Annotated in this window: 26 protein-coding genes and 1 tRNA gene; 10 read left to right on the top strand and 17 right to left on the bottom strand. The window is 65.6% G+C overall.

Annotated features, from left to right (window positions below; translation table 11 throughout):
* Window positions 1-45: 45 nt before the first annotated feature.
* The 4 genes from AAFN88_RS14265 to AAFN88_RS14250 all read right to left on the bottom strand — a co-directional run bounded on the left by AAFN88_RS14265 (window position 46) and on the right by AAFN88_RS14250 (window position 3,257).
* Window positions 46-402 carry a hypothetical protein gene (locus AAFN88_RS14265; protein ID WP_347521009.1) on the bottom strand — a complete coding sequence of 119 codons (357 nt, stop codon included), beginning with the start codon at window positions 400-402 and terminating at the stop codon, window positions 46-48.
* Between the two features lie 140 nt (window positions 403-542).
* Window positions 543-812 carry a hypothetical protein gene (locus AAFN88_RS14260; RefSeq protein ID WP_347521008.1) on the bottom strand — a complete coding sequence of 90 codons (270 nt, stop codon included), beginning with the start codon at window positions 810-812 and terminating at the stop codon, window positions 543-545.
* 111 nt (window positions 813-923) lie between these two features.
* On the bottom strand, window positions 924-2,468 hold the full coding sequence (locus AAFN88_RS14255) for an NAD(P)H-hydrate dehydratase (RefSeq protein ID WP_347521007.1): 1,545 nt from the start codon (window positions 2,466-2,468) through the stop codon (window positions 924-926).
* A gap of 36 nt (window positions 2,469-2,504) precedes the next feature.
* Complete coding sequence (locus AAFN88_RS14250; protein WP_347521005.1) at window positions 2,505-3,257, bottom strand: aldolase/citrate lyase family protein; 753 nt, start codon at window positions 3,255-3,257, stop codon at window positions 2,505-2,507.
* 679 nt (window positions 3,258-3,936) lie between these two features.
* On the opposite strand from AAFN88_RS14250, the gene AAFN88_RS14245 reads away from it, so the two are divergent.
* Window positions 3,937-4,743 (top strand): hypothetical protein, encoded by an 807-nt coding sequence (locus tag AAFN88_RS14245; protein ID WP_347521003.1) that lies wholly within the window; start codon window positions 3,937-3,939, stop codon window positions 4,741-4,743.
* Window positions 4,744-4,767: 24 nt separating this feature from the next.
* Here the strand turns inward: AAFN88_RS14245 and AAFN88_RS14240 are convergent, their stop codons facing one another.
* On the bottom strand, window positions 4,768-5,103 hold the full coding sequence (locus tag AAFN88_RS14240; RefSeq protein ID WP_347521678.1) for a helix-turn-helix transcriptional regulator: 336 nt from the start codon (window positions 5,101-5,103) through the stop codon (window positions 4,768-4,770).
* Between the two features lie 319 nt (window positions 5,104-5,422).
* Window positions 5,423-5,499 (bottom strand) — tRNA-His (locus AAFN88_RS14235).
* Window positions 5,500-5,698: 199 nt separating this feature from the next.
* Between AAFN88_RS14235 and AAFN88_RS14230 the strand changes: the two genes are divergently transcribed.
* The 4 genes from AAFN88_RS14230 to AAFN88_RS14215 all read left to right on the top strand — a co-directional run bounded on the left by AAFN88_RS14230 (window position 5,699) and on the right by AAFN88_RS14215 (window position 10,061).
* A complete protein-coding gene (locus AAFN88_RS14230; protein ID WP_347521002.1) occupies window positions 5,699-6,886 on the top strand; it encodes a pyridoxal phosphate-dependent aminotransferase in 1,188 nt (395 codons plus the stop codon).
* A gap of 238 nt (window positions 6,887-7,124) precedes the next feature.
* Window positions 7,125-7,463, top strand: coding sequence for a P-II family nitrogen regulator (locus tag AAFN88_RS14225; RefSeq protein WP_340119155.1), 339 nt, complete (start codon window positions 7,125-7,127; stop codon window positions 7,461-7,463).
* A gap of 99 nt (window positions 7,464-7,562) precedes the next feature.
* Window positions 7,563-8,972, top strand: a complete 1,410-nt coding sequence (glnA, locus tag AAFN88_RS14220) for a type I glutamate--ammonia ligase (protein ID WP_347521001.1) — start codon at window positions 7,563-7,565, stop codon at window positions 8,970-8,972.
* 492 nt (window positions 8,973-9,464) lie between these two features.
* On the top strand, window positions 9,465-10,061 hold the full coding sequence (locus AAFN88_RS14215; RefSeq protein WP_347521000.1) for a transglutaminase-like cysteine peptidase: 597 nt from the start codon (window positions 9,465-9,467) through the stop codon (window positions 10,059-10,061).
* 30 nt (window positions 10,062-10,091) lie between these two features.
* On the opposite strand, the gene AAFN88_RS14210 is transcribed toward AAFN88_RS14215, so the two are convergent.
* On the bottom strand, window positions 10,092-10,454 hold the full coding sequence (locus tag AAFN88_RS14210) for a hypothetical protein (RefSeq protein ID WP_347520999.1): 363 nt from the start codon (window positions 10,452-10,454) through the stop codon (window positions 10,092-10,094).
* Window positions 10,451-10,906, bottom strand: coding sequence for an acyl-CoA thioesterase (locus AAFN88_RS14205; protein WP_347520998.1), 456 nt, complete (start codon window positions 10,904-10,906; stop codon window positions 10,451-10,453). Before AAFN88_RS14205 ends, AAFN88_RS14210 begins: the two co-directional genes overlap by 4 nt.
* Window positions 10,907-11,074: 168 nt before the next feature.
* On the opposite strand from AAFN88_RS14205, the gene parE reads away from it, so the two are divergent.
* Together parE and AAFN88_RS14195 are read left to right on the top strand one after the other, a co-directional pair.
* Window positions 11,075-13,075, top strand: a complete 2,001-nt coding sequence (gene parE, locus AAFN88_RS14200) for a DNA topoisomerase IV subunit B (protein ID WP_347520997.1) — start codon at window positions 11,075-11,077, stop codon at window positions 13,073-13,075.
* 69 nt (window positions 13,076-13,144) lie between these two features.
* The gene (locus AAFN88_RS14195) at window positions 13,145-14,452 is read left to right on the top strand and encodes an MFS transporter (RefSeq protein ID WP_347520996.1); all 1,308 of its coding nucleotides are present in this window, start codon (window positions 13,145-13,147) and stop codon (window positions 14,450-14,452) included.
* On the opposite strand, the gene AAFN88_RS14190 is transcribed toward AAFN88_RS14195, so the two are convergent.
* Both AAFN88_RS14190 and AAFN88_RS14185 read right to left on the bottom strand, forming a co-directional pair.
* A complete protein-coding gene (locus AAFN88_RS14190; RefSeq protein WP_347520995.1) occupies window positions 14,449-15,156 on the bottom strand; it encodes an alpha/beta fold hydrolase in 708 nt (235 codons plus the stop codon). The two genes, AAFN88_RS14195 and AAFN88_RS14190, sit on opposite strands and share 4 nt — an antisense overlap.
* Before the next feature lie 82 nt (window positions 15,157-15,238).
* On the bottom strand, window positions 15,239-15,844 hold the full coding sequence (locus AAFN88_RS14185; RefSeq protein ID WP_347520994.1) for an isochorismatase family protein: 606 nt from the start codon (window positions 15,842-15,844) through the stop codon (window positions 15,239-15,241).
* 123 nt (window positions 15,845-15,967) lie between these two features.
* Between AAFN88_RS14185 and AAFN88_RS14180 the strand changes: the two genes are divergently transcribed.
* Window positions 15,968-17,539, top strand: a complete 1,572-nt coding sequence (locus AAFN88_RS14180; protein WP_347520993.1) for a DEAD/DEAH box helicase — start codon at window positions 15,968-15,970, stop codon at window positions 17,537-17,539.
* On the opposite strand, the gene AAFN88_RS14175 is transcribed toward AAFN88_RS14180, so the two are convergent.
* Window positions 17,536-18,078 carry a GNAT family N-acetyltransferase gene (locus AAFN88_RS14175; protein WP_347520991.1) on the bottom strand — a complete coding sequence of 181 codons (543 nt, stop codon included), beginning with the start codon at window positions 18,076-18,078 and terminating at the stop codon, window positions 17,536-17,538. The genes AAFN88_RS14180 and AAFN88_RS14175 overlap by 4 nt on opposite strands.
* 96 nt (window positions 18,079-18,174) lie before the next feature.
* On the opposite strand from AAFN88_RS14175, the gene AAFN88_RS14170 reads away from it, so the two are divergent.
* The gene (locus tag AAFN88_RS14170; protein ID WP_347520989.1) at window positions 18,175-18,417 is read left to right on the top strand and encodes an Lrp/AsnC ligand binding domain-containing protein; all 243 of its coding nucleotides are present in this window, start codon (window positions 18,175-18,177) and stop codon (window positions 18,415-18,417) included.
* Window positions 18,418-18,421: 4 nt separating this feature from the next.
* Here the strand turns inward: AAFN88_RS14170 and AAFN88_RS14165 are convergent, their stop codons facing one another.
* Together AAFN88_RS14165 and AAFN88_RS14160 are read right to left on the bottom strand one after the other, a co-directional pair.
* Window positions 18,422-18,841 (bottom strand): hypothetical protein, encoded by a 420-nt coding sequence (locus AAFN88_RS14165; RefSeq protein WP_347520987.1) that lies wholly within the window; start codon window positions 18,839-18,841, stop codon window positions 18,422-18,424.
* 74 nt (window positions 18,842-18,915) lie between these two features.
* Window positions 18,916-19,620 carry a cytochrome P460 family protein gene (locus AAFN88_RS14160; protein ID WP_347520986.1) on the bottom strand — a complete coding sequence of 235 codons (705 nt, stop codon included), beginning with the start codon at window positions 19,618-19,620 and terminating at the stop codon, window positions 18,916-18,918.
* A 235-nt stretch (window positions 19,621-19,855) separates the two neighbouring features.
* Between AAFN88_RS14160 and AAFN88_RS14155 the strand changes: the two genes are divergently transcribed.
* Window positions 19,856-21,031, top strand: coding sequence for a 3-phenylpropionate MFS transporter (locus tag AAFN88_RS14155; protein WP_347520985.1), 1,176 nt, complete (start codon window positions 19,856-19,858; stop codon window positions 21,029-21,031).
* A gap of 6 nt (window positions 21,032-21,037) precedes the next feature.
* Here the strand turns inward: AAFN88_RS14155 and upp are convergent, their stop codons facing one another.
* The 4 genes from upp to AAFN88_RS14135 form a co-directional block, all read right to left on the bottom strand.
* Window positions 21,038-21,682 (bottom strand): uracil phosphoribosyltransferase, encoded by a 645-nt coding sequence (upp, locus tag AAFN88_RS14150; protein WP_347520984.1) that lies wholly within the window; start codon window positions 21,680-21,682, stop codon window positions 21,038-21,040.
* 167 nt (window positions 21,683-21,849) lie between these two features.
* On the bottom strand, window positions 21,850-22,368 hold the full coding sequence (locus AAFN88_RS14145; RefSeq protein ID WP_347520983.1) for a tetratricopeptide repeat protein: 519 nt from the start codon (window positions 22,366-22,368) through the stop codon (window positions 21,850-21,852).
* 4 nt (window positions 22,369-22,372) lie between these two features.
* Window positions 22,373-22,873: a cytochrome P460 family protein gene (locus AAFN88_RS14140; protein WP_347520982.1), complete on the bottom strand. Its 501-nt coding sequence runs from the start codon at window positions 22,871-22,873 to the stop codon at window positions 22,373-22,375.
* 706 nt (window positions 22,874-23,579) lie between these two features.
* Window positions 23,580-25,751 (bottom strand): mechanosensitive ion channel domain-containing protein, encoded by a 2,172-nt coding sequence (locus tag AAFN88_RS14135; RefSeq protein ID WP_347520980.1) that lies wholly within the window; start codon window positions 25,749-25,751, stop codon window positions 23,580-23,582.
* Window positions 25,752-25,850: the final 99 nt, after the last annotated feature.

Genomic DNA, 25,850 nt, shown 5'->3' with positions numbered 1-25,850 from the left:
TTCCGGGGAAAGCCGCAATGTGGATATCGGGAGGGCCGAAACGGCTTAGGAGCTGACCGGCTCGCAGAAGTGATCGAGGAAGGTCTTCATGCCGAGCACCCGCGGGCCGTCCTCGAAGGGCCGGTGACCCGGCTGGTCGATGCGTAGGTCGTAGCGCACATGGGTCATGCCCAGGATCTCGCAGAGGCCGATGACCGTGGCGGTCTCCTGGCGGCCGCTGCCGTCATCATGGCGGAAGACGCGCCCGGCCTTCACCTGGTCGGGGTTGGCGCCGCGACGGGAAAAGAGGCTGCGGCGGTCGCCGCTGCCGCCCAGGGCACCGGAGAGATTCTGCCAGAAACTGCTGGAGCGGGGTGAGGCCTGCGCCGCCGTCTGGCTCTTGCTTTGCCGCGTCGTAATCATGATGTGGCGGACTTTAGAGGCAAATCTTTGAGATAGGATTAATGTCTGGAAACTGTTGCGGACCTTCCGCGCCGGGCCTCGGTTTTCGCCTGGGCGGACAAGAGGATGCGCAGCCGCAAGGCGGCGTCACGCCTCTTGCGTCAGGCGTCCTGTTTCTCGGGCGTGATGGCGTCGCGGAACCGCTCGGCGAAGGTCTGCAGGCCAAGGGTGCGGCGCTCTTCGTACTTCGCCAGGCGGGCGCGCTCTACGGAGACGTCATAGGTCACGTGAGGAATGCCCAGGGCATCCGGGCCGACATCGACCACCTTGGCGATCTCGACGATGTTGCCTTCGTGGGCCAGTTTGTAGACGGAGCCGACCTTGACGGCCTCCGCCTTCAACGGTTGCTTGAACCAGTGGTCTGCGAGCATGATCTCAATACCTTTTCAATCAAGGCCGGCCCCCGACCGAACACTCCTTTCAGCACGAGGTTGCATATTACACGCGCAGACGTGAAACTTTCGTTAACGAATACCGTGGAACTATCTAAAACTATTGAATAAATTCCGTTCCTGGTCCGCGCCGCAAACAGCGAGCCAAAGCCCGCGCAAAACCTCAGGTAGGGCGGCCGGCAGATCCTCGGCAACGAGCCCGGGGCCGCGCTCCGCGGCGGCCCGCCCATGGATCCAGACCGCCGCCGACGCCGCCTCGAAGGCGGCCATGCCTTGGGCCAGCAGCCCCCCGATCATGCCTGCCAGGACGTCGCCGGTCCCGCCCGTCGCCAGCCAGGGCGGCGCCACCGCGGTGATCGCGGTGCGCCCGTCCGGTGCCGCGACGACGCAGTCGGGGCCCTTGAGCACGACCACGGCGCCGCTGCGGGCGGCCCCGGCCCTGGCGCGTTCCAGCCGGTTCCCCGAAAGGTCCGGAAAGAGCCGCCGGAACTCGCCGTCGTGGGGAGTCAGCACCGTCGCACCGGCTGCATTCGTTCGAATTCCCCACCACAGCGCCGCCGGATCGTCCTGAAAGACGCTGAGGGCGTCGGCATCCAGCACCACCTGCTTGCCCGCCGCCCCCTTTCCTGCTTCCAGGGCGGCCTCGGCGCGGGCCCGTGTCTGCGGCGTCACGCCGTTGCCCGGCCCGACCAGCACCGCATTGCGGCGCGGGTCCTCCAGCGCCGCGGCAAAATCGGCGGGATCCGGCGCCGCCAGGGTGATGACGCCGGGATTGGAAATGGCGTAGATCGGCAGGCTGGCGGCATCGCAGGCCACGGAAACCAGTCCGGCCCCGATCCTGAGGCCGGCCCGGCAGGCGAGTTGGGCCGCTCCGGTCATGGTGGCCCCGCCGGCGACCAGCAGGTGCCCGGCGTCGTACTTGTGGGATTGGGTGCTCCGCCAGGGATAGCCGCTCAGCCACAGCGCCGGCGCGTTCTCGAAGCTTTGCGGGGCGATCTCCGCCAGGACAGCAGCGGGAATGCCGATATCCGCCAGGATGACATCGCCGCAGAATTCTCTTTCAGGAACAAGTAGATGAGCGGGTTTCTTCCGAAAGAAGGTGACAGTCTTGCTCGCCCGGAAGGCAAGGCCCTCCAGGGGGTCTGCGCCATCCCCCGGCAGGCCGCTCGGCACATCCACGGCAATGACCGGAAGGCCGAGGTCCGCGACCTTGCGGGCCAGCTCGGCCGCCGCGCCGTCCAGGGCGCGGGTCAGTCCGGCGCCGAAGAGGGCGTCGACCACGACCTCGCCGGACCTCGGCTCCACCCTGTCCAGGGGTTCCACCGGGCCGCTCCAGGCCGCCGCCGCGCCGGCGGCGTCGCCCTTCAGCTTGTCGACGCCGCCCATCAGGGCCAGGCGCACCGGCCAGCCCGCGGCCTGGAGGTGGCGCGCCGCCACGAAACCGTCGCCGCCGTTGTTGCCGGGGCCGCAGAGCACTAGGACCGGGGCGATGCCGCGCCGGGCCATGACCGCCCCCGCGACCGCCGCACCGGCGGCCTCCATCAGCACGGCACCGGGCGTCCCGCCGGCGATGGCCAGGCCGTCGGCGCGGTACATCTGCTCGGTGGTGAGGAGGGCCACTTCGAGAGGCTGCATTCCTAAATCTACCTGCCGCGCGGTGTCATGGGGCGGCTAGTCCCGGCCAGCCGCTTCGTTCAGGGCCGCCACGCTGGCGAGGGCTCCTTCGCGCAGCATCGCCAGGTCGACATCCGCCATGACCAGGTCGTAGCCCGCCTCATAGAGGGCTTTCGATGTCCGTCCCGGCGTGGGAATGCCGCCCAGCAGGCAGCCGGCGGCCTTGGCCGCCTGCTCCACGCGGCTGATGGCGGCGCGTACATCCGGATGGTCGGGCTCGCCCAGGTGTCCCAGGCTTCCCGAAAGATCGAAGGGGCCGATGAAGATCATATCCAGGCCTTCGACCCCGGCGATCTCCGCGACAGCCTCCACCGCCGCACCGGTCTCCACCTGACAGATCACCAGCAGGCTGCCGGCGATGTCCCGCACGTAGCCCTGCCAGTCGTCGCCGTAGCGTGCGGCACGTACGATCGGCGCGGCCATGCCCCGGGTTCCGCGCGGCGGATAGTGACATGCGGATACGGCCGCCTCGGCCTCGGCCTTGGAGTTCACCGCCGGCACCATGACGCCTTGGGCCCCGGCATCCAGCACCCGCTTGATCCAGGCGGCATCGTTGGCCGGCACCCGGACCAGAGGCGTACAGCCGCTGCCTTTCAACGCACGCATGACCGCCAGGGCGTCGCTCAGGTCCGCCGATCCATGCTCGAGGTCGATCATGGTGCAGTCGTAGCCGGCCGCAGCCATGATTTCCGTCGCCGTCGGGTTGAACAACTCCGTCCAGTAGCCGAAGGCCGGCGTTCCGTCGCGCATCCTTGTCTTCAGAGATTGGCTCACCCTGCCCCCTTACTTCCTCAAAACACTGATATTCCTTAGCGCTGCGGCCGGTCGACGCGGCCCGACTCGCGAGCGCGCCAGCTTAGCGCCAACCGAACCGCCGGCGATAGAGGTCCCGCGCCGCTGCGGGCGCCAAGTGCCGCGGGCGCCAAGTACTGACAAGGATTCTTCCGAAGAAGCGGGACTTTTAGTGCCGGCAGCGGGCCTGGCCAATGTTTGCGCCAGGCCGGGCGCAGAGATTGCAATATTGACCCGCCTCGCCCCGTAAGAAACTGAAGCTTCACCTTGACCACAGCCATGTCACAGGCCAACTCGGCGGCGAGACCATTTGTGCACAGCCCGAGAGTTCTTTGCCCATAAAATAAAAACCAAACTCCTGCTGGATAATATTTCTCATTCTTCAAAATATTAATTCTTTGTAAGTAATTTGTTTCACGTGAAACGACCCTCACAACTATGGTTTACGGGATATTAAAACTTTTACTTTATTTGTTCTTTACGACGCTTAACCTTTGCAGAGAGCCCTCCGGTGCCCGCGCGTTTTCCGCCCCGAACGCTCAGCAACCATTTGAATCTTCCTTCTTTCCCGGATTTCCTGCGGTTTTTCCGCCGCCTCGCGACGCCTGCCTGCGCGGCCGCGCTGGCATACTCAGCGATGCCGCTTCCCGCGGCGAGCCTTGCCGACGGTTTCGACCTGGCCTTGCGGGGCAGCGCCGAACCGATCGGGGAGTTGTCGGCCCACCGCGACGTCGGCCCCTTCGCCCTGACGCTGCGCCACAGCGAATACCTAGCCTATCTCAACCGCGACTACCGGGACAGCGACGGCGAGGAAAACCCTCTCGTGCGCCGGAGCGAGATCGGCGCTACCGGCAACCTGGATCTCGGCGCCCGAAGCGCACTGCCCTACGGGCTGGGCTTCGCGCTGGATGAGTGGGAAAACGGCGAGCGTGAACTACGTGTCACCGGGCAAGGAGGCCTTGTCCTTGGCGGCATGCGAGCCGTTCACCGGCTCACCTTGGCCGCCCGCTACGGCGCGGATGGGGGTGCAAGCCCCAACGGCGGCGGCCGTCTCAGCCTGACTGGAGAGGCCTTCGGCGGCCGGCATGATGGCGTCGTCGAATACGATGTGCTGCCGCAGAGGCGGATTACCCGCCTGGGCCTGAACTCCGACTGGCGTTTGGAAGATGGCGGCGTGGTGGTGGCCGGCTTGGACCACCGGCCGCTGGACCGGGTTTCCGAAGCCCGCTTCGGCTTCCGCCGTCCGCTCGGCGCCTTCGAGATGACTTCGAACGTCGCGGCCGACAGCACCGGGGCTTACAGTCTGGGACTGAGTTTCTCGTTGGCCCTGAACGACACGCCGGAAGCGCCGGTCTGGCGCCTCTCGTCGATGCTGTCGGCCCTGCGTACGGCAAGTGGGGCGCCGCCGGACCAAGCCGGCAGCACCTTTCTGGGCGGCGACTGACCCCGGCGCGCCGCCGTCCCTGGCCTAGTTCGGTTCTACGTGATGGAAGGAATGAAAGGTCTCCAGGCGCTTCAGCACCGCGTCGAGGCGGGCCTGGGCCGAAGCCATGTCCTGGGCGATCAAGCCGACTTCCTGGCGCAGCACCTGGACCTCGTCGTCGATGGCCTCGGTCGGGCCCTCTCCGAAACCGGTGAGCAGCCAAGCGGGGCTGACGCCCAAGGCGCCTGCGATCATCGTCAGTTTGTTGGAGCGCGGTTCTGAGCGGTCGTTTTCCCAGCCCTGCCAGGTCGCCGTCTTCACCCCCAGGCGGCGCGCGGCCTGGGCCACGGTCAGACCGGCGGCCTCGCGGGCACGTCCGATGCGCCCGCCGATGGTGTCGGACTCGTCCAGGGCGTGGAGTTGGTTGTGATCCTCGGTGATGGTTGAATCCTCCAGCGGTTTCGCTCGGGGACCGGTGATCCCCTGCCGCGCGCTGCGGCACTCACGGCCATGAACCCGTCATGGACGCACAATAGCGGCGGTGTTGGCTGTGCCCCGACCTTACGGCCAGCGCCCGCTTTGTCAACTTAAGGGGCCGGCGGCCGGATTTCCGCCGCCGCACCGACGAGGAATTTCATGGAAGCGTCATCGCTCCGCCCCTCAGGGCCGATCGGCGTGCTGACGAAACTGTGGGAAGGATTGGGGTGGCTGATGGGATTTGAACCCACGACCTCCTGGACCACAACCAGGCGCTCTAACCAACTGAGCTACAGCCACCATCGGACCTTGCCGCGCTGACGGGCGCGGCGCGTCGGATGGGCGTGTTTAGACCTCCGGCCCGCAGCCGTCAAGAGCGCGCTGATCCTCAAGTTTCCGCAGTGCCGGGCGCCTTCTCAGCCGCCTTGCGGCCCCTGCCCCCTCTGCCATAGTCTGCTGCCGAATTTCCGGTTACAGGAACAAGCCTGGAGGGGCGGATATGGTGAAGACCGCGGCCGCGATCGCGCGGCTGGGCACGGAGAGCGCCTTCGAGGTGCTGGCGCGGGCCAAGCAACTGGAGGCCCAGGGGCGCGACATCATCAACCTGGGAATCGGTCAGCCCGACTTCCAGACCCCCGAGCATGTGGTGGAGGCCGCGGTCAAGGCGCTGCGCGACGGCCACCACGGCTATACCCCGGCCAACGGCATTCCCGAGCTGCGCGAGGCGGTGGCCGAGGACCTGGAACTGCGCCACCGTGTCAGTGTCGATCCGGCCAGTGTCGTCGTCGTGCCAGGCGGCAAGGTCACCATGTTCTTCGCCGTCCTGATGTTCGGCGAGGCCGGCGCCGAGATCCTCTATCCCAATCCAGGTTTCCCGATCTACGAGTCGGTGATCAATTTCTCCGGCGCCAAGGCGGTCCCGATCCCGCTGCGCGAGGACAACGGCTTCGCCTTCTCCGCCGAGGAGGTATTGAGCCTGATCACCCCTCGGACCCGCCTCATCATCCTGAACAGCCCCGCCAACCCGACCGGCGGCGTGACGCCGCGCGAAGAGGTCGACCGGCTGGTGGCGGGCCTGGAGGCCCATCCCGAGGTGGCTATCCTGTCGGACGAGATCTACAGCCAGATGCTCTATGACGGGCGCGAGCACGTCAGCCTGCTGCAGTACCCGCAGATCCGCGACCGCGTGATCATGCTGGACGGCTGGAGCAAGACCTACGCCATGACCGGCTGGCGCCTGGGCTTCGCGGTCTGGCCCAAGGCCCTGGCCGAAGCCGCCACGCGCCTGGCCATCAACTGCCATTCCTGCGTCAACGCGCCGACCCAGTTCGCCGGGATCGCCGCGCTGCGCGGCCCCCAGGACGCGGTGGCCGAGATGATGAGCGCTTTCGACATGCGCCGACGCACCATCCACCGGGTGCTGAACGACATTCCCGGTGTCTCCTGCGTGGAGCCCGCGGGCGCCTTCTACGCCTTTCCCAATGTGTCCGGCACGGGCATTCCCGCCAAGACCCTGGAAGTGGAGTTGCTGGAGCAGGCCGGGGTCGCGACCATTGCCGGCACCTCCTTCGGCCGTTTCGGCGAAGGCTATCTGCGCCTGTCCTACGCCAATTCGCAGGAAAACATCCGGGCGGCTCTGGACCGCATCGCCGGATATCTGGGGAACCGAGAAGCGCGGAGCGCGTGACTAGTTTCTGCCCAAACCGCCTATTTCTTGGGCAGCACAAAGCGGCATTTTAGTGCGGTTTTCACGGACGCCCCGGCAGAACCCCAGGTTTTGCCGGGGTCCGGCCACTTGGCACGGCTCCTGCTAACGCGATAGTGGACGCTGCTTCGCCAGCGAACGGAAGTGCCGACAGGCCAGAGCCAGCCAGCTTGAGAAAATCACACTATAGATAGAGAGAGACACGGGGCCCGTACACGCGATGAAGAAGATCGAAGCGATCATCAAGCCGTTCAAGCTCGATGAGGTAAAGGAAGCGCTGCACGAAGTCGGAATCAAAGGCATCACCGTGACCGAGGCCAAGGGCTTCGGCCGGCAGAAGGGCCATACGGAGTTGTACCGCGGCGCCGAATACGTCGTCGATTTCCTGCCCAAGGTGAAGGTCGAGGTGGTTCTGGAGGACGATCTGGTCGAGCGCGCGGTGGAGGCCATCCAGCAGGCCGCCCACACCGGGCGCATCGGCGACGGCAAGATCTTCGTCAGCGCGATCGAGGAATCCATCCGCATCCGCACGGGGGAGCGCGGCGCCGCCGCTGTCTAAACCGGCACGCCCGCCGGACTGTGCCGGCGGACTTGCGGGCCGGGGACAGCCGGCACCAGTAACGTCAATCACGGTTCTTAGAAAACGGAAAGAGCATCCATGTCTGACGCCAAAACCATCCTTGAGATGATCAAAGAGAAGAACATCTCCTACGTCGATTACCGCTTCACCGACCCGCGCGGTAAGTGGCACCACGTCGCCATGCATGTGAATGCCATCGACGAGGACGCCCTCACCGAAGGCATTATGTTCGACGGTTCGTCGATCGCGGGCTGGAAAGCGATCAATGACTCCGACATGATCCTGTGCCCGGATCTCAGCACCGCGGTGATGGATCCCTTCTCCAACATGTCGCAGCTCATCCTCTTCTGTAACATCGTGGAGCCTTCGACCGGCCAGCTCTATGGCCGCGACCCGCGTTCGACCGCGGTGCGCGCGGTCGAGCACCTGAAGGCGACGGGGATCGGCGATTCTTCCTTCTGGGGACCGGAAGCCGAGTTCTTCGTCTTCGACGACGTGCGCTATGAGGTGTCCCAGCACCGGACCTCCTACTTCCTGGACTCCAACGAGGGCCCCTACAACTCCGGCGCCGAGATGGAGTACGGCAACCTCGGCCACCGCCCGCAGGTCAAGGGCGGTTACTTCCCTGTGCCGCCGGTCGACTCGGCCATGGACCTGCGCGCCGAGATGCTGAAGGTCATGGGCGAGATGGGCCTCGACATCGAAAAGCATCACCACGAGGTGGCGCCGTCCCAGCACGAGTTGGGGACCAAGTTCGCGCCGCTGGTGCAGGCCGCCGACGGCATGCAGATCTACAAGTACGTGGTCCATCAGGTCGCCGATCAATACGGCAAGACGGCCACCTTCATGCCGAAGCCCGTGGCCGGCGACAACGGCTCGGGCATGCACACCCACCAGTCGATCTGGAAGGGCGGCCAGCCGCTTTTTGCCGGTGACGGTTACGCCGGCCTCTCGGAGATGTGCCTCCACTACATCGGCGGCATCATCAAGCATGCCAAGGCGTTGAATGCCTTCACCAACCCCTCGACCAACAGCTACAAGCGCTTGATTCCTGGTTTCGAGGCGCCGGTGCTGCTCGCCTATTCGGCGCGCAACCGTTCAGCTTCCTGCCGCATCCCCTATGGCGAGAGCCCCAAGGCCAAGCGTGTCGAGATCCGTTTCCCGGATCCGGCGGCCAACCCCTACCTGGCCTTCTCGGCGATGCTCATGGCCGGCCTGGACGGCATCAAGAACAAGATCCATCCGGGCGACCCGATGGACAAGGATCTCTACGACCTGCCGCCGGAAGAACTCGCCGGCGTGCCGACGGTCTGCGGCTCCCTGCGCGAAGCCATGGAGGCCCTGGAGGCCGACCACGAGTTTCTGCTGGCCGGCGACGTCTTCACCCGCGACCAGATCGACGGTTACATGGATCTGAAGTGGGAAGAGATCTACGAGTTCGAGCACGCCCCGCATCCGGTCGAGTTCAAGATGTACTATTCCGTCTGATGCGGTCTGATTGACATCGAGGGGCGCAAGGCGCGCCCTGACCGAAAGCAGGCCCCGCCGGTTCAGCGCCGGCGGGGCTTTTTCTTGAGCCGGCGCCCACTGGCGCAGCCGCCCGCCGGAAGAGCAAATTGGTTAAGGAGAAGTAAAGAGGCGGCCGAAATCACAGCAGCGATCTTTGTTCATCACACTTCTGCCGTGAAGCGGTCACTCAATCATCACAAGAAGCGAAAGAGGTATTGAGATAGGATTCTCAGTGCCAGCCACTCCAAAAGCGCGTAACTGGAGCGGAATCGCACCCATAAGCGGAAAATCGCCTGAGAAAGCCAATATTCTTAGTACGTAAAGCGAGAACACTAATTTTTTATTAAAATATTCCGAATATCACGACTTTATAATTTCAATGTCATACAATACCCCCGAATAAATCACGCCCTAAAAACAAGTATCGCGCTACTCCTCTATCAAACGAGTTACTACGTTTGGAGTAGCCTCTTGCTGTCACGACGACACCTGCTCATGGGCCTGTGCGGCGCCGCCGCCGCGGCAACCTTCGCCGCTCCCGTCGAAGCCGCGATGACCGGCTTGCCGGCCCCTCTTCCGAAATCCTCCACCATGTCGGCCGGCAAGCTGATCCCAGCCCCCTCGGCCTGGTTCTCCCTGCTGCGCCGGCACCCGGACCTGGACCCGGCGGCGGCGCGCTTCGGCCCCCTGAAGCTCTCCCTGGGCCGGGCGGCCCAACTCGCCAAGGTCAATAAGGAGATCAACGCGCGCATTCAGTTCCGCGATGATACCGGTCAGGACTTCTGGGAGATCGGCGACCGGGCGGGAGACTGCGAGGACTATGCGATCCGCAAGCTTCAGACCCTGATCCGGCAGCACAGCTTTCCGCGCGGGGCCCTCACCCTGGCCGCCTGCCGGCTGGACCGCGGGCGCGGCCATGCGGTGCTGTTGGTGCACAGTGACCGAGGCGTCTATGTCTTGGACAATCTGACTCATCGGGTGATGCCGTGGCGGGACCTGCCCTACCGCTGGGTCGCGCGGGAGGAACCCGGCTCCCCTTTTCGGCTGTGGCGGTCGCTGGCTGCTTGAAGCGGCCCGCCGGGGAACCTGCCGCGCCCCTCAGCGCAGCCTGACTGTGACGACCGCCCCGCCGTCGCCGTGGACCGAATCGTGGGCGCGGATCACCACTTCATCGACCTCCGGCGGGACGGTCACGCCGCCCAGAGCCCGGGTGAAGGGCTGTTCTTGCTCATGGGGATGCAACAGGACCCGGGTCCCGAGGACGCGTCCGTCCCGGGTCTCCACCTGCCAGCGATCGGCGTAATGCTCCCAACCTTCGTCGCCATGGCGCACCGTGACCCGGAAGCGCCAGGTGCCGTCGCTTTCCTGTACGGCCTCGGCCGCGACCACGTCGGCTTCTCCTGCTTGGACCGGGCTCATGGACAGGAGCATCAGCAGGCCGGCGGCGAGCAAGCGTCTCATGCGGCCCCCTCTTCGGCTGCGGGTGGCACAGGCCCCTCGGGGACGGGTCTGGGCCTGCCGTTGTCGTCGATGGCGACCAGGGTAAAGGTCCCTTGCGTGACCCGGACATGCTCGTTGGGCCCGCTGGCGCTGATGCTGCCGCGCAGCGCCCAGGCCTCGACATGAATGGCCATGGAAGTGCGCCCGACACGGATGACCTCCGTATAGGTGCCCAGCACATCGCCGACGTAAACCGGAAGGTGGAACACCATGGCGTCCACCGCCACCGTCGCGACACGCCCGCGGGCGCGCGCGCCGGCGGCGATGCCGGCGGCGATGTCCATCTGCGACAGGACCCAGCCGCCGAAGATGTCGCCGTTGGGATTGGCGTCGGCGGGCATGGCGAGCGTCCGCGTGGACAAGCCGCCCCTCGGCTTGTTCCCCTGGGGTGGCATTTCATTTTCCGAAGGCATGGACAGGCCGTCCCTCACTTACTAGATATGCGCCAGCCGGGCACCCACGACCTAGATACTGGGGCTCGAGATACGCTACCCTACTCCATCGGCGATTCTCTTGTCCCGATTCGCCATGCGCCGGGGCGCTTTTCCGGCCATCACATTTCTTTCACAGCACAGGCCAAGATGGCGGACCTCTTCCAGACGACCTCAAAGAAACCCTCAGGCAAACAATCAGGCTATTCCGCGAAGGACATCGAGGTTCTGGAGGGGCTGGAACCCGTCCGCCGGCGTCCCGGCATGTATATCGGCGGCAACGACGAGCGCGCCATGCACCACCTGGTGGCGGAAGTGCTCGACAATGCCATGGACGAGGCCGTGGCCGGTCACGCCACCCGCATCGAGTTGGAACTGAAGCCCGGCAACGTGGTGGTAATCAGCGACAACGGCCGCGGCATCCCGGTCGACCCGCACCCCAAGTACAAGCCGAAGTCGGCGCTGGAAGTGATCCTCACCACCCTGCACTCGGGCGCGAAGTTCTCGCAGAAGGCCTACGCCACGTCCGGCGGCCTGCACGGCGTCGGCGTCTCGGTGGTCAACGCCCTCTCCGACGAGATGACCGTAGAGGTCGCGCGCGACCAGAAGCTCTACGTGCAAAGCTACAGCAAGGGCAAGCCGACGACGAAGCTCAGCAAGGGCACGCCGGTCAAGAACCGCCGCGGCACCACCATCCAGTTTCACCCCGACCCTTCGATTTTCGAAAAGGATGCGAATTTCCACCCGGCGCGGCTCTATCGCATGGCGCGTTCCAAGGCCTACCTCTTCCGCGGGGTGGAGATCCGCTGGAGCTGCGATGCGAGCCTCATCGCCAAAGGCGACGACACCCCGGACAAGGACAATATCCACTTTCCCAACGGCCTGGAGGACTTCCTGGCCGCCAGCCTGGACAAGCGCAAGACCCTGACGCCCGAGCCCTTCGTCGGCGAAGCCAAGTTCCCCGACGATCAGGGCCGCGTCGAATGGGCGATGTCCTGGCCGATGGACGAAAACGGCTTCCTCAACTCCTACTGCAACACGGTGCCGACGCCCGAAGGCGGCAGCCACGAAGCGGGCTTGCGCAGCGGTCTGCTGAAGAGCATCCGGGCCTATGCCGATTTGATCGGCAACAAGAAGGCCGGCAACGTGAACTCCGACGACGTCTGCGGCGGCGCCTGCATCATGCTGTCACTCTTCATCCGCGACCCGCAGTTCCAGGGCCAAACCAAGGAAAAATTGGCCACGGCCGCCGCGACCAAGCTGGTGGAAGGCTCCATCAAGGACCATTTCGATCACTGGCTCTCCGGGCATCCCGAACGCGCGCGCCTGTTGCTGGAGCGTATCGTCGAGCGCTCCGAGGAACGCCGCCGGCGGCGTGCGGAGAAGGAGCAAAGCCGCAAGACGGCGACCCGCAAGCTGCGCCTGCCGGGCAAGCTGTCGGATTGCAGCCGCAACCGCTCCGAAGGCACCGAAATATTTCTGGTCGAGGGCGATTCGGCCGGCGGCTCGGCGAAGCAGGCGCGCTCGCGCGAGACCCAGGCGGTGCTGCCGCTGCGCGGCAAGATCCTCAACGTCGCCAGTGCCTCGGCCGACAAGCTGAAGGGCAACCAGGAGATCTCCGACATTACCCAGGCGCTGGGCTGCGGTTCGCGCGGCAGCTTCGAGGTCGACAAGCTGCGGTACGAGCGCATCATCATCATGACCGACGCCGACGTCGACGGCGCCCACATTGCCTCGCTGCTGATCACCTTCTTCTATAAGGAGATGCCCGGCCTCATCGAAAGCGGCCGGCTCTACCTGGCGCAGCCGCCGCTCTATCGCCTGACCCAGGGCGGCGAAAGCGTCTACGCCATGGACGACAAGGAGAAGGACAAGCTGGTCAAGTCGCACTTCAAAGGCCGCGGCAAGATCGAGGTCAGCCGCTTCAAGGGCCTGGGCGAGATGCCGGCCCGGCAGTTGAAGGAAACCACCATGGATCCGGGCAAGCGCACCCTGCTGCGCGTGACCATCGTCGGCGCCGAGGACGCCAACCCGGCGGCGGAAGAGAAGAAGGCGGCCGACCTCGTCGAGCGGCTGATGGGCCGCAAGGCGGAAACGCGCTTCGCCTTCATCCAGGAGAACGCGCGCTTCGTCGAGGAACTGGACGTCTAGCCACCCCCCTCGAACGGGCGGCGGCGATGTGCTAAATCAATTCCTGCTCTCGACAGGAACGGCCTCGCGATGACCAAAGCCTTCGCACCGATCACCGCGCTGCTGCTCAGCGTCGCTCTTCTGCTCATGGGCAACGGGCTGCAGGGAACTCTGCTGCCGGTGCGCGCCAATCTCGAGGCCTTCTCCGACACCGATATCGGCATCCTGGGGTCGGCCTACTTCCTCGGCTTCGCCAGCGGCTGCCTCTACGGTCCGCGCCTCATCAGGCGTGCCGGACACATTCGGGCCTTCGCCGCCCTGGTCGCCGTCGCCTCCTGCGTGGTGCTGGTACACTCGATGTTTCTCAACGCCTACCTCTGGTGGGCCCTGCGCGCCATGACCGGCTTCTGCTTCGCCGCGCTGTATATGATCATCGAAAGCTGGCTGAACGAGAAATCGACCAACGAGACCCGCGGCTTCGTCTTCTCGCTCTACACCATCATCAACCTGACGGTCATCACCATCGGCCAACTCATGCTCGGTCTGGACCGCCCGGAGAATTTCCCGCTTTTCATCCTCGCCTCGATCCTGGTCTCCCTCGCCGCCGTGCCGGTCGCCATGACCAAGGCGGAAGCACCGGCGCCCGTGCAGAGCGTGCACATCCGCTTGAAACATCTCTACAAGCTCTCGCCCGTGGGCGTCATCGGCTGCCTGGCCGTGGGCCTGGCCAACGGTTCCTTCTGGGCGCTGGCGCCGGTCTTCGCGCAGGAAAAAGGCGCCAACGCCTGGGGCGTGGCCATCTTCATGAGTATCGCGGTGATCGCCGGCGCCCTGGGTCAGTGGCCCCTCGGGCGGCTTTCCGACAAGACGGACCGCCGCCGCGTCATCATCGCTGCCGCTTGCGGCTCCGCCCTGGCCGGTCTGCTCTTCGTCTTCTGGTCGCCACCCTGGGGCCAAGGCGCCTTTGCCCTGATCTTCCTCTTCGGGCTCTTCGCCTTTCCGATCTACGGCCTCAGCGTCGCCCACATGAACGACTATGTGGAGCCCGACGGCTATGTCGAGGCCGCCAGCGGCCTGTTGCTGATTTTCGCTCTGGGCGCCGTCGTCGGCCCGCTCGTCGCCTCCAGCCTGACGCGCGCCTTCGGCCCCGACGCGCTCTTCGGCATGACCGCGGGGGTGCAGCTCTGCCTGGCGGCCTTCACCGTCTACCGAATGCGCCAGCGCGCGCCGGCGCCGGAGGAAGAGCACGTCGCCTTCACGGAGTCCCTCACCCTGGCGCAGACCGTCTCCACGGTCGATACCCTGGCCGAGGATGCGGAGGAAGCGTCGGCAGAGGAAACCGGCCCCGAGGAAACCGGTCCCGAAGAAACGGACGGAGCCGCCGGCCCGCGGCCCTAGTCTTCCGCCGTCAACCAGCGCCGCAGTTCGCCGTTCACCGCCTCGGGGCGTTCCAGGGTGGCCAGGTGGCCGCAGTCCTCGATCACCGCCAAACGCGCGCCGGCGATCCCGGCAGCCATGGCCTTGTGGTCGGCCAAAGGCGTCAGTGCGTCCTCGCGCCCGCAAAGCACCAGGGTCGGCACATGGATCTTTACGAGCGCCGCGGTTTGGTCGCGGCGCCCCATGATCGCGCGCTGCTGGCGGATAAAGGCCTCCTTGCCGACATGCTGGGCCATGCGGGTGACGGTGCCGGTCAAGGCCGGATCGCCCAGCCGTTCCTCGTGGATGAACAGCGGCAGCAGACGCGGCGTGACGCCTTTGAACTGTCCCTTCTCCGCCAGTTCGATAAGGCCGCGCCGCCGCTTGCTCTCCTCCGGTGCGTCCGCCTGCGCCCGGGTATCGAGAAGGGCAAGGCGCGTGACCCTTTCGGGCGCCCGGGCCACGACTTCCAAGGCCACGTAGCCGCCCATCGAGAGTCCGGCCAAGGCGAAACGCTCCGGCATGGCCGCCAGTACGCTCTCGGCCATGGCCTCTATGGTGTCCTGGGTCGTCAGGTCCGCGACGCGGCAATCGGCAATGTCGGAGAGCGCAGCCACCTGCGGCTGCCAAAGGGCCGCATCGCACAGCAGGCCGGGCAGCAGGGCTAGGGGAACTTTATCGGTCATACGGAAAGAATCTTACGGTGGGTCATGCGAAGTCGGCGGGACGGTCATTCTGAGCGATGGACGCGACGGCGGCAACGCCGCGTTATCGGACCGGGCTCCCCGCCGCCCAAGCCGCACAGACGGCCCCTGCGCTCTGCACCACGGCGCCGGCGCGGACCATGCGCGCCAGGGCAAGGCGGCGGTTGATATCCACCCGCGAAGCCACGGCATCGCCGATCACGGTGACGCCGACCCCCTTGCCGAGAAGCGACAGTACGGTCTGAAGAACGCAGACATGCGCCTCCATGCCGGCGACGAAGCAATGGGTGAGCTCCTGCGCCTGCAGCGCGCTGCAGAAGGCCGGCTCGCGCGCCGCAGCGAAATGGATCTTCTCGACAACCTCCTCCGGCCGCAGCAGATCGCGCAGTTTCGGAAGCGTCGGCCCCAGCCCGCGCGAATACTGCTCAGTCGCAAGTATCGGCCAGCCGGATACTCGGGCCGCGCGGATCAATGTGCCGGCGCGGGCCACGACATCGGGCGTCTCGACAATCGCAGGCGCAAGGCGTTCCTGGATATCGACCAGAAGTAGTCCCGCCCCCTTGAAAGTCTGCCCGGAATGCACCACTTTAGCCTCTGAAATATTAACCATATAAGTTGCAGGATATAGGAAGAATATTTTAAGGCCAACGCCGCCGGCGTGATTCGCCAAAGAATTTCGGCAGTTAACGGCCAGTTATGATTGACATTACAAACCTAAAACCTATGATCCGGCCAAAGTTCGATTGCCAGAAGCTCAATCGACGAAGCTACCCCAAACCGAAAAACGGATTGCATGACGTTCGAAGATCTTGGACTGAGTCCAGAGGTCCTGAGGGCCGTTCAGGACGTGGGTTACACCACGCCGACCCCCATTCAGGAGAAGGCCATCCCTGTGGTGCTGATGGGACGCGATGTCCTCGGCTGCGCCCAGACCGGCACCGGCAAGACCGCCGGCTTTACCCTGCCGATGATCGACATCCTGTCGAGCGGCCGGGCCCGTGCCCGCATGCCGCGCTCGCTGATCATCGCGCCGACGCGTGAGCTGGCCGCCCAGGTCTCCGAGAACTTCGAGCTCTACGGCAAGCACGGCAAGCTGTCGATGGCGCTGCTGATCGGCGGTTCCTCCTTCGTGGAACAGGAGCAGAAGCTGGACCGCGGCGTCGACGTGTTGATCGCCACGCCGGGCCGCCTGATCGACCTCTTCGAGCGCGGCAAGATCCTGCTGGCCGACGTGAAGATCCTGGTGATCGACGAGGCCGACCGCATGCTGGATATGGGCTTCATGCCCGACGTCGAGCGCATCGTCGGCCTGTTGCCCAAGATCCGCCAAACCCTCTTCTTCTCGGCCACCATGCCGCCGGAGATCCGGCGCCTGGCCGACAAGTTTCTGATGAACCCGAAGGAGATTTCCGTCGACCCGCCGGCCTCGGCCGCCGAGACGGTGACCCAGGGCCTCATCAAGCTGCGCGGCGCCGCGAAGGAAAAGCGCGCCGCCCTGCGCAGCATCATCAGAAGTGAAGGGGAAGCGGTGAAGTCGGCGCTGGTGTTCTGCAACCGCAAGCGCGACGTCGATATCGTTTACCGCTCGCTGGAGCGCCACGGCTTCTCGGTTGCCGCCTTGCACGGCGACATGGCGCAGCCGGTGCGCATGGAAACGCTGCAGGGCTTCAAGGACAGCAATGTCCAGATCCTGGTCTGCTCCGATGTGGCCGCGCGTGGCCTGGACATTCCGGCCGTCTCCCACGTCTTCAACTTCGACGTTCCCTCCAACCCGGAGGACTACGTCCACCGCATCGGCCGCACCGGCCGCGCCGGACGCAGCGGCAAGGCCTTCACCCTGGCCCTGCCGGAAGAAGGCAAGTACCTAGACAACGTCGTGCGCATTATCGGCGTGAAGATCCCCGAGGTCGCCCTGGAGGACGCCGATAGCTGGAGCGCGGAAGACGCCGAGAGCGCCGACCGCGGCAGGGGCCGCGGCGGCCGGCGCCGTGGCGGCAAGAGTTCGGATACCAGCCAGCGCGGGCGCGGTGGCCGGCGCTCCGCCAAGCGCAGGGACGACGGTGAGGAAGCCGTAGCCGACTCAACGATCACGCAGGAACCGCCGGCTTCCGAAGAAGAAGAAACCGAAGAGACGCAGGCCGCGGACGTCCGGGAAGAAACCGAGATGAAGGAAGTCGTCCCCTTCGGCCGGCAGCGCGAGGAAGGGCGGAAGCCCGCAGAAGCGCGCGGCGGTGACAAGGCCGGGAAACGCGGCCGCCGCTCTCGCAAACTCGACGACGACGATGACGACGAACCGCAGCCCGGCGAGACCGCCTTCGGCGATCATGTGCCGGCCTTCATGCTTCGTCCCGCGAAGGTCGCCTAGCCGCCTTCTCCGATCCGTCGAACCATGCAGAGGCGCGGACCGTTGCTGTCGACGCCACGCGCCTTTTCCTTCGCGCGCACGGCACGCAGCTCCGGTCCGGCATCGGCTTCGTCCAGCGGGACAAATCCCAAACTTTCATAGTAGGGCCGGTTCCAGGGCACATCGCGGAAGGTCGTGAGACTGACGCTGCGGCAGCCCCGGGCCAGAGCCCAGGCTTCCAGCGCAGCGATCATCAGAGCGGCCAAGCGATGGCCGGCATGGTCGGGCAGGACCGAAACTTCCGCCAGGAATCCTTGACCGTCCAGGATGTTGCCGATGGCCAATCCGGCCAGAACACCGCCGCTTGCCTCGACCACCCACAGGCGACTGTCGCCGATAGCCTCAAGATACTCTGACTCGTCGGTCGGCCGCCCCTCGGCGATGCGCGCCATGCCGATGGCCGCAAAGCGCGCCGCCGCAGCCTGCTCAACAGCGCCCAGGGACCCTGCGTCCTCTGGCCGGGCCAGGCGAACGGTATAACCCTCGCCCCCTCGTCTCATGGTTGGGCAGCCGCGCCGAAGCGGCTATGATGCGGCGGGCAATGTTCCTTAGCGGGACCAGGCCCGTCGTAGGCGGGCGAAAGGGTATAGGGTGCCATGCAAACCATCTTCATCATGATCAAGTGCGACCTCGGCAAGGCCTATTCGGTGGCCGACGAGTTGGTCCAGGACGTCGAGCAGGTCTCGGAGGTGCATTCCACCTCGGGACAGTACGATCTGCTGGTGAAGTGCTATCTGGAAGACGGCGCGGATATCGGCCATTTCGTCAACGAGAAGATCCAGACTCTAACCGGCATCAAGGACACCTTCACCCTCATCGCCTTCAAGGCATTCTCCTGATCCCTCACACGCTACGGATCGTAACCGGCTTGCCGTCGGCGATCCTGTCGGACACCCAGGCACCGAGATCGCGCAGCATTGCCGTGAAGGCCTGGCGTTCCGCCGGCCAGTCCCGCACCGAGTTGAACTGGGTATAACCGTAGCCGCCGCTGTAGGGCCAAATCGCCTTCGGGCTGTCGGCGTGGGAGACCTGCCGCGCGGCGTCCTGCAAGTCCTCGCGCAGCCGCCCCAAGGCATCGCCCTGGACCACCGTGATGCGCTGCTTCACCGAAAAGGCCCCGATCAGGAGAACCAGGGCCTCGAAGACGTCGCCGTCCATATACAGCGAATCCTCTGCCCAGTCGCAGCCTTCGGGCGGGCCGGGGTGGAACTCGGCCAGGTAACCCCCGATGCCGGGCCGGTAGGGAATCAATCCAAACTGCATGGCCTATTTTGGCGCAGCCCCGGCGGCGCGCGCAACGCCGTCAGTCCCCCCTGCCTCCTATGCCCAGCAACAGGTCACGGCGAGCTGCGGAAGGATTCCGGGACGTAGAACAGGTGGTCCTCTTTTTCCCGGGCCAGGTGGCAGGCTATGCAGAACTCGACCCGAGCGGCTCCCGGCCCCTCGGTTCGCCCGGCCAACTCGCCGGCACCGGTGATCACGCTATAGCGCCAGTCGCCGGTGACGTAGCTGAAGCCCGCTGGCATCTTCTCCATGACGTAGAGCGGTCCTGGCTGAACCTCTCCCTTCTCGGTCACGATGAAACTGTCCTTCGCGACGATCGAGCCCACCGGGAGACGGCCAGCCGTCCCCGCCTTCCCATAGCCGCGGGCGATGTCGTTGGCGTAGTTGTTCACATAGCGCCGCCCGTGGGTCGACGACCCGTAGGGAGCCGTGTTGAACCTGGCCCAGCCTTGATAGGACGCGGCGGCGGCGTCACCGCTCGCGGCGTAGCGCCGGGCCATCTCCGCCTTCAGACCGTCGTAGATGGACTCGGCCTCAGCGGCGGACAGAATCGCGGGATTGCTGACGCGGAAGTGCCGGCGGGGCCGTTCCGGCGGCCCGCTGAAGCGATACCCCCGCGGCTCCGCCGCGGCCGAGGCCTCGCTGCCGCTGAAGCCCGGTTCTGTCACGGGTTGCGAGGAAGCCGTTTGGGCGCCGGCGAGAATCGCCAGGACGACAGCCAACCGGCTGGTGTTTTGGACCCACTTCGGGACCGCCATGAGAAATCTCCTTCCTCAATGATCGCCCCCCTTACGTGATGACTGGCTCTACGGTCTTGATTCTCCTGAGATATAGAGCGCCACATGCTCACCGCTCATCAAACGATCGTGATGACGTCGGACCCTCCGGCGCTATCCTGCGGCCTGTGCTTTCAGCTTGCGCGGAGCGCTTCGAGTCGATAGCTGCTGACCGTCCTTTTCCCCGTTGCGGTCGCCGGAACCTCCTCCCAGGCTCATGTCTCCCCAGGCCCTTTCCCTTCGTTTCGCCTTCTACTACGGCGCCGTCTTCCTCGCCGTCGGTTGCTATCTTCCATTCTGGCCGCTGTGGCTGGAGTCGCGCGGCTTCAGCGCGGCTCAGATCGGCACGCTCCTGGCCTTGGCGGCCTGGGTGAAGGTGGCCGCCAGCCCGGCGTTGGCGCACCTTTCCGACCGGGCCGGCTGGGGTAAGGGAACCATCGTTCTGCTGTCCGGGATCAGCCTGCTGGCCTTCGCCGCCTTCGTCCCGGCCGCGGGCTTTGTCTGGATCCTGGCGGTCCAGGTCGTCGTCGCCGCCAGCTTCCCCCTGCTGGTGCCGCTGGGCGAGAGCCAGACCCTGGCCGCCGTCTCCCGCCATTCCCTGGACTACGGACGGATCCGCCTGTGGGGCAGTCTCGCCTTTATAGCCGGCAGCCTCGCCGCCGGGCGCTTGCTGGGCGCCTTTTCCGCGGACTGGGTGCTGTGGCTGATCCTGGCGGCCCTGGTACTGACCTTCGCCGCCGCCGTAGCGCTGCCCGGACGCCAGCACAACCGCACGGCCGCGGAGCCTGCCGAGGACCGCTCCCTGCGCCGCCTGCTCGGCTTGCTGCGCCGCCCGGGCCTGCTGGTCTTCCTTCTGGCAGCCGCCCTGATCCAGGCCAGCCATGCCGCCTACTACGGTTTCTCCAGCCTGCACTGGCGCGCCAGCGGCATCGGCGAGACCACCATCGCCCTGCTGTGGACCGAGGGAGTGGTGGTCGAGATCCTGTTCTTCGCTGTCAGTCGCCGCCTGACGCAGCGATTCTCGCCGGTAACGCTGCTCCTCGCTGCCGGCCTTCTCGGCAGCCTGCGCTGGGCGGTTACGGCCGTCACCATCGACCTCGCCCTGCTGGCGGCGGTGCAGACGCTGCACGCGGCCACCTTCGCCGTGACCCACTTGGCGGCCATGCACTACATCACCCGGGCAACGCCCGCGGCGCTCTCCGCCTCCATGCAGAGCTTCTACTCGGCGCTTTCCGGGGGCTTGGCCATGGGCGGGGCCATGCTGTTGGCGGGCCGCCTTTACGAGACCGGCCCGGGCTTCGCCTTTTTCGGGATGGCCGCGGTTGCCCTCGCCGCCTCGGGCTGCGCTCTTGCGGCCGGCCGGCTCGGCAGGGCGGCTCCGGAAACGGCCTGAGCGGCTTTACTTGGTGCCGAAGATGCGGTCGCCGGCGTCCCCCAGACCGGGCACGATGTAGCCCTTGTCGTTCAGCTTCTCGTCCACCGCGGCGGTGAAGACCGGCACGTCGGGATGGGCCTTGCGCAGTTCCTCGATCCCCTCCGGCGCGGCCACCAGGCAGACAAAGCTGATGTCCGCAGCGCCGTCCTTCTTCAGCATGTCGAGGGCGGCGACAGCGGTGTGGCCGGTGGCCAGCATGGGGTCGACCACGATGGTCAGGCGCTGGCCCATGTCCTTGGGCACCTTGTAGTAGTATTCCACCGCTTCCAGGGTCTTGGGGTCGCGGTACAGGCCGACGTGCCCTACAGAGGCCGAAGGAATAAGGTCCAGCATGCCGTCCAGGAGGCCGTTGCCGGCACGCAAAATGGTGATGAGACAGGGTTCCGGGCGGGCCAGAAGGGGAGCTGCGGTCTTGGCCACCGGCGTCTCGATCTCGATCTGCTTCAGCTCCAGGTGCCGGGTCACCTCGTAGGCCAACAGCAGGCTGATTTCCCTCAAAAGACGCCGGAACTCCGGCAGGGCCGTGTCCTTCTCTCGCATGATGGTGAGCTTGTGCTGCACCAGAGGGTGGTCGACCACGGTGACCTCTGGGGTGACGTCTGCCTGCATGTCCCTGCCTTTTCCTTGGTCTTTTTGGGGGTAACGACGGAGTTAGTAGAATGCCCGGAGTGTTAGAAGACCGAAACGATTCTGTCGAGCCTCTTCATTTCCCCTGCCTCGGCACCCCAAAGGCGCAGAGCCCTCCGCAGCATGACACCGCGGACGGCGGGCTGTGGTCACTGCGTAGCTGCGCGCAGGCGCAAGGCGAGACGGGCTGCCTGCTCCCGCTGCCCGGCGGTGAGACTGTCATGGAGTTCGTTGCGTCGTCTTGCCGCCCAGCCCTGCCCCTGTTCCGCCGCCAGGCTGAACCAGGCCAGGGCGCGCACGTCATCGCGGGGAACCACTTGTCCCTGCGCAAGGAACTCACCGAGGTTCATCTGGGCGACGGGGTCGCCGCCGCGGGCCGCGAGCCGGTACCATTCAATCGCGGCGGGCAGGTCCCGCACTACGCCAGGGCCGCCTGTTTCAAGCAGCCCGGCAAGGGCTACCTGCGCGGAAGCGTCTCCCGCCTCCGCAAGAGGCAGCCAGATCTCATAGGCGTTTCTGTAGTCGCCAGCGTCAAAGGCGGCGAGCCCATCGGGAAATTCAGAGGTTTGCGGCCACGCCGGCTGCGGTCCCGAAACAGCCAGCAGGCCGATCGACAAGAAAATCCGGTTGGCGGAGGTCCGCCACGAACCGCGGCGGTACCGGCGCATGGTGCTATTTGACGCGGTATTCCTCTGGCAGGAGCATTACGCTGTCCTGCTCCGGAGCCACAGCAATGTGGCAGCCTATACAGAACTCCACGTTCGCGGAGCCTTGCCCGTTCGTGGTTCCAGCAATCGCGCCATTGGGCATCACCATGGTGTAGCGCCAGTCGCCGCTGTCTGAATTAAAGCCAGCCGGCATCTTTTCCATCATGAAGAGCGGCCCGACAGAAACCTCGCCCTTCGCATTCACCATGAAGCTGTCCTTTGCCAGCTTTGCGCCCGGCGGGAACGCCCCGGCCTCCTCATAGGCACCGTAGGCCTTTGCGGAAGCATTGGCGTAATTCTGTACGTAGCGGCTGCCGTGGGTGGCCGAGACGTAGGATTGCGTGCTGTAGCGCCGCCAATTCGAATAGCCCGAGGCATCGCCCTTGTCCGACTTGGCGTAAGCAGCCTTCATCGTCGGGAAGAGGCAATCGTAGACCTTCACCGCCTCTTCATCCGTCAACTCCACGGCTGTCGCCGCACCGCAAGGGTTGCAAGGATTGCAGGGGTTTGCCGCTGCACCGGGGTTGCAAGGATTTGCCGCAGCACAGGGATTACAGGGGTTTGCCGCTGCACAAGGATTGCAGGGATTTGCCGCCGCAGCACAAGGATTGCAGGGATTACGCGGCTTGGCGACCGCGCAGGGGTTGGCCGCCGCTGCGGTCTGCAGCCGCGGCACTGTGCAAGCCGCGGCGCTGGCACCCCCCCCTGCCGCGCAGGGATTGCAAGGGTTGGCTGCTGCACAAGGATTGCACGGACTGGCTGCCGCGCAGGGGTTGCAGGGGTTGGCGGCGGCACAGGGGTTGCAGGGATTGCAGGCCGCTTCTGCAGGCGGGGCCGTGAACACGGCGGTCATCGCCGCGCCGCCTAGGGTAGCACCGCCCAGCATAAGCAAGGGGATCATGCTGCTAGACAGAAGCATCTTCTTCTTTGATTTCATCGCGCCCTCCCAAACGGACTCCGCGCCTGAAGGTGCCGTCGGCGTAGACGCGGTCTTCCGCACTAAGTCGCCATGCTCTCAGCCTAGGGGGCAGCTACAGCCGTGTTGAATCACGCTCACTCACTTTCTTGTGAAAACAGGGGTGTTGGATTTGCGGCCGCAGGGCGATATCTGAGGCTTCTCAGGCAGGCCGGCACGATGGCCGTATCTCTCCAGCGGTCCAAGGCGTTGGTGATCAAGCTTTCGCCCCTTGTGCGCCAGCGCGCTCCTCTGCTTCTGCTTCGGCTGCGGCAACCGCCGAGGCCGCTGCCTTCTCCGCCGCCGTACGCTCCTCCGGCTCCATGTGCTCGGCACCGGGCACATTCACCGTGACGCGGCGGTCGGCGAAGCGGATGCCTTCCTCCGCGAAGGCCTTCTGCACCGCCTGGAACACCGCCCGGCGGATGAGAAACTGCTTGCCCGGCTTGGCCATGAACTTGCCGCGCAGGACGAAGGCGCTGTCATCGGTCTGCAGTACGCCCTGCGATTTGAAGGGCTGCAGGAAATCGGGACCCATTTCTTCGTCCTTCAACAGATCCTGGCCGATGCGCTTGAAGATCTTGCGCACCTTTTCCAGGTCGGTGTCGAAGGGCACGCGGAACTCCAGCTTCATGATCGCCCAGTCGCGGCTGTAGTTGGTCAGGTGCTGGATCTCTCCGAAAGGTATGGTGTGAAGCGCGCCGCGATGGTGGCGCAGACGCAGGGAGCGCAGCGAAATCTTTTCGACCGTGCCCTTGACGCTGCCGACGTCGATGTACTCGCCCAGCCGGAAAGCGTCGTCGACCAGGAAGAACACACCCGAGACGATGTCGCGGACCAGGGTCTGCGCTCCGAAGCCCACGGCCAGTCCGACCACGCCGGCGCCGGCCAGCAGCGGGCCGATGTCCACACCCAGGGAGGAGAGCACCAGCATCACCGCCATGACGACGATGGTGATCTGGATGGTGACGCGCATCAGCGGCAGCAGGGTGCGGACACGCGATACGCCCTGCCCGCCCTGCTCTCCAGGCTCCGGCGCGCCTTCACCTTCCTGCCCGGCGCCTTCGGTCGCCAGCCGGCGGTCAATGGCGATGCGCGCCATTTCCCACAGCACGTAAGCCACCAGGGCGGTCAGGCCGATGTCGACCAGGGCCCCGGCAATGCGCGAGCCGACGCTGGCCTCGGCAAGGCTCAGGAAGTCGAGGCCCCAGATGCGCAGCAGGAAGAGCGCCGCGAAGAGGTAGAGGGCGAGACGGGCAGCCCGCAGCCCCACGATGCGCAGCTGTCCCCCGGCATTCTCGGCCGCGGACTTCTGTGCCTCCAGCCGCAGGGCGCCGCGCAGCAGAACCGCATCGATGTGAGGCACGAAGAGCACGGTGAGCAGGCTGCCGAACACGGAGAGATAGGAAACCGGGTGACCGGTGAAGGCGACCACGACAATCGCGAGATAGAGCAGCACGACATAGCCCGCCGCGATACCCGGCCAGCTATCGGCGAACAGCCCCCGCAGACGTCCGTTGGCATTCCGGTCCCAGGCGAGATCGCCGGCGATCCATCGCCGGCCATGCAGGATCGTGTAGACCAGGGTGGCGAAGAGCGCGAAGCCGACACCAAAGGCAAGTGCGCGCTGTGCGTTCTCAGGCAGGCTCAACTGGCCCAGCAGGCTGGCGGTCAGAAACCCGAAAGCGGCGATGAATGCCATCACGATGTTTTGGCGGTGCAGGTAGCGGGCCCCATCGTCCGGCATCCGCGCGAGGCGCAGCGCCGGATAGCCGGGCGACAGCATCACATGGGAGAAGATCGTGAAGAAGCGCACCGCGACCACTGCGGTCAGGTAGGTCATCACCACGTTGCGGGTCACCTCGTTGCCCTGCCAGAGCGCAAAGAACAGCAGCAGCGCGCCGGCCACGAAGGCAAGGAGAAAGACCGCTTCCAGGACCAGACGCATCAGCAGACAGCCAAGCAAGGCCATGCCGGCATCCGGCCCGGGCCTGATGGCCTGTTCCCAGATACGGCGCAGAATGCGGCGAGCCAGCAACTCCACGCCGCCGCCAGCCAGCATCATCAAGGCAAAACCCAGGGCCAGCCAGTAGAGCGCGACGCCGGACCCGCGATCGTTCAGGTAGCGGAAAGCCGCGGCAACACCTCCCGGGATCTCCGGAACGGCCCTGAGCATGGCCTCGAAGTTGCCGCGAAACGCCTCCGCGAGATCGCGCCATCCCAGCACCATGGCGGCCATGTCGGGTTCCGCGGCGTCTTCGGCCTGTTGCGCACTGGCATCCAGTCTCTCGAGAAGAAGCTGCCGCACCTCGGCGTCGTCCAGCCGGGCGACGAGGTCGCGCACCGCCGCTTCTGAAAGCGGCTGGCCGGAAGCACGCAGTTGCTCCAAGGCGGCGGCTCCGCCGGTGCCGCCGCCGGCATCTTGCCCCGAGGACGCCTGCGGAGACAGGAAAGCCACGATGAAACAAAACAGGAGAACAGGCCTGAA

It is taken from the genome of Pelagibius sp. CAU 1746 (assembly GCF_039839785.1).
Lineage (GTDB): Bacteria > Pseudomonadota > Alphaproteobacteria > Kiloniellales > Kiloniellaceae > Pelagibius.
The sequence above is the reverse complement of the archived record's forward strand: the minus strand, read 5'-3'. Positions and strand labels throughout refer to the sequence as shown.

Bases quoted from the DNA above. Each gene is read 5' to 3' on its own strand.
- upp (WP_347520984.1), bottom strand. From the start codon at position 21,682: ATGCAGGCAGACGTCACCCCAGAGGTCACCGTGGTCGACCACCCTCTG.
- AAFN88_RS14245 (WP_347521003.1), top strand. From the start codon at position 3,937: ATGCCGCTTCCCGCGGCGAGCCTTGCCGACGGTTTCGACCTGGCCTTG.
- AAFN88_RS14265 (WP_347521009.1), bottom strand. From the start codon at position 402: ATGATTACGACGCGGCAAAGCAAGAGCCAGACGGCGGCGCAGGCCTCA.
- AAFN88_RS14145 (WP_347520983.1), bottom strand. From the start codon at position 22,368: ATGCGCCGGTACCGCCGCGGTTCGTGGCGGACCTCCGCCAACCGGATT.
- AAFN88_RS14195 (WP_347520996.1), top strand. From the start codon at position 13,145: ATGACCAAAGCCTTCGCACCGATCACCGCGCTGCTGCTCAGCGTCGCT.
- AAFN88_RS14170 (WP_347520989.1), top strand. From the start codon at position 18,175: ATGCAAACCATCTTCATCATGATCAAGTGCGACCTCGGCAAGGCCTAT.
- AAFN88_RS14225 (WP_340119155.1), top strand. From the start codon at position 7,125: ATGAAGAAGATCGAAGCGATCATCAAGCCGTTCAAGCTCGATGAGGTA.
- glnA (WP_347521001.1), top strand. From the start codon at position 7,563: ATGTCTGACGCCAAAACCATCCTTGAGATGATCAAAGAGAAGAACATC.
- parE (WP_347520997.1), top strand. From the start codon at position 11,075: ATGGCGGACCTCTTCCAGACGACCTCAAAGAAACCCTCAGGCAAACAA.
- AAFN88_RS14255 (WP_347521007.1), bottom strand. From the start codon at position 2,468: ATGCAGCCTCTCGAAGTGGCCCTCCTCACCACCGAGCAGATGTACCGC.
- AAFN88_RS14205 (WP_347520998.1), bottom strand. From the start codon at position 10,906: ATGCCTTCGGAAAATGAAATGCCACCCCAGGGGAACAAGCCGAGGGGC.
- AAFN88_RS14165 (WP_347520987.1), bottom strand. From the start codon at position 18,841: ATGCAGTTTGGATTGATTCCCTACCGGCCCGGCATCGGGGGTTACCTG.
- AAFN88_RS14175 (WP_347520991.1), bottom strand. From the start codon at position 18,078: ATGAGACGAGGGGGCGAGGGTTATACCGTTCGCCTGGCCCGGCCAGAG.
- AAFN88_RS14260 (WP_347521008.1), bottom strand. From the start codon at position 812: ATGCTCGCAGACCACTGGTTCAAGCAACCGTTGAAGGCGGAGGCCGTC.
- AAFN88_RS14210 (WP_347520999.1), bottom strand. From the start codon at position 10,454: ATGAGACGCTTGCTCGCCGCCGGCCTGCTGATGCTCCTGTCCATGAGC.
- AAFN88_RS14250 (WP_347521005.1), bottom strand. From the start codon at position 3,257: ATGCGCGACGGAACGCCGGCCTTCGGCTACTGGACGGAGTTGTTCAAC.
- AAFN88_RS14190 (WP_347520995.1), bottom strand. From the start codon at position 15,156: ATGACCGATAAAGTTCCCCTAGCCCTGCTGCCCGGCCTGCTGTGCGAT.
- AAFN88_RS14230 (WP_347521002.1), top strand. From the start codon at position 5,699: ATGGTGAAGACCGCGGCCGCGATCGCGCGGCTGGGCACGGAGAGCGCC.
- AAFN88_RS14160 (WP_347520986.1), bottom strand. From the start codon at position 19,620: ATGGCGGTCCCGAAGTGGGTCCAAAACACCAGCCGGTTGGCTGTCGTC.
- AAFN88_RS14180 (WP_347520993.1), top strand. From the start codon at position 15,968: ATGACGTTCGAAGATCTTGGACTGAGTCCAGAGGTCCTGAGGGCCGTT.
- AAFN88_RS14155 (WP_347520985.1), top strand. From the start codon at position 19,856: ATGTCTCCCCAGGCCCTTTCCCTTCGTTTCGCCTTCTACTACGGCGCC.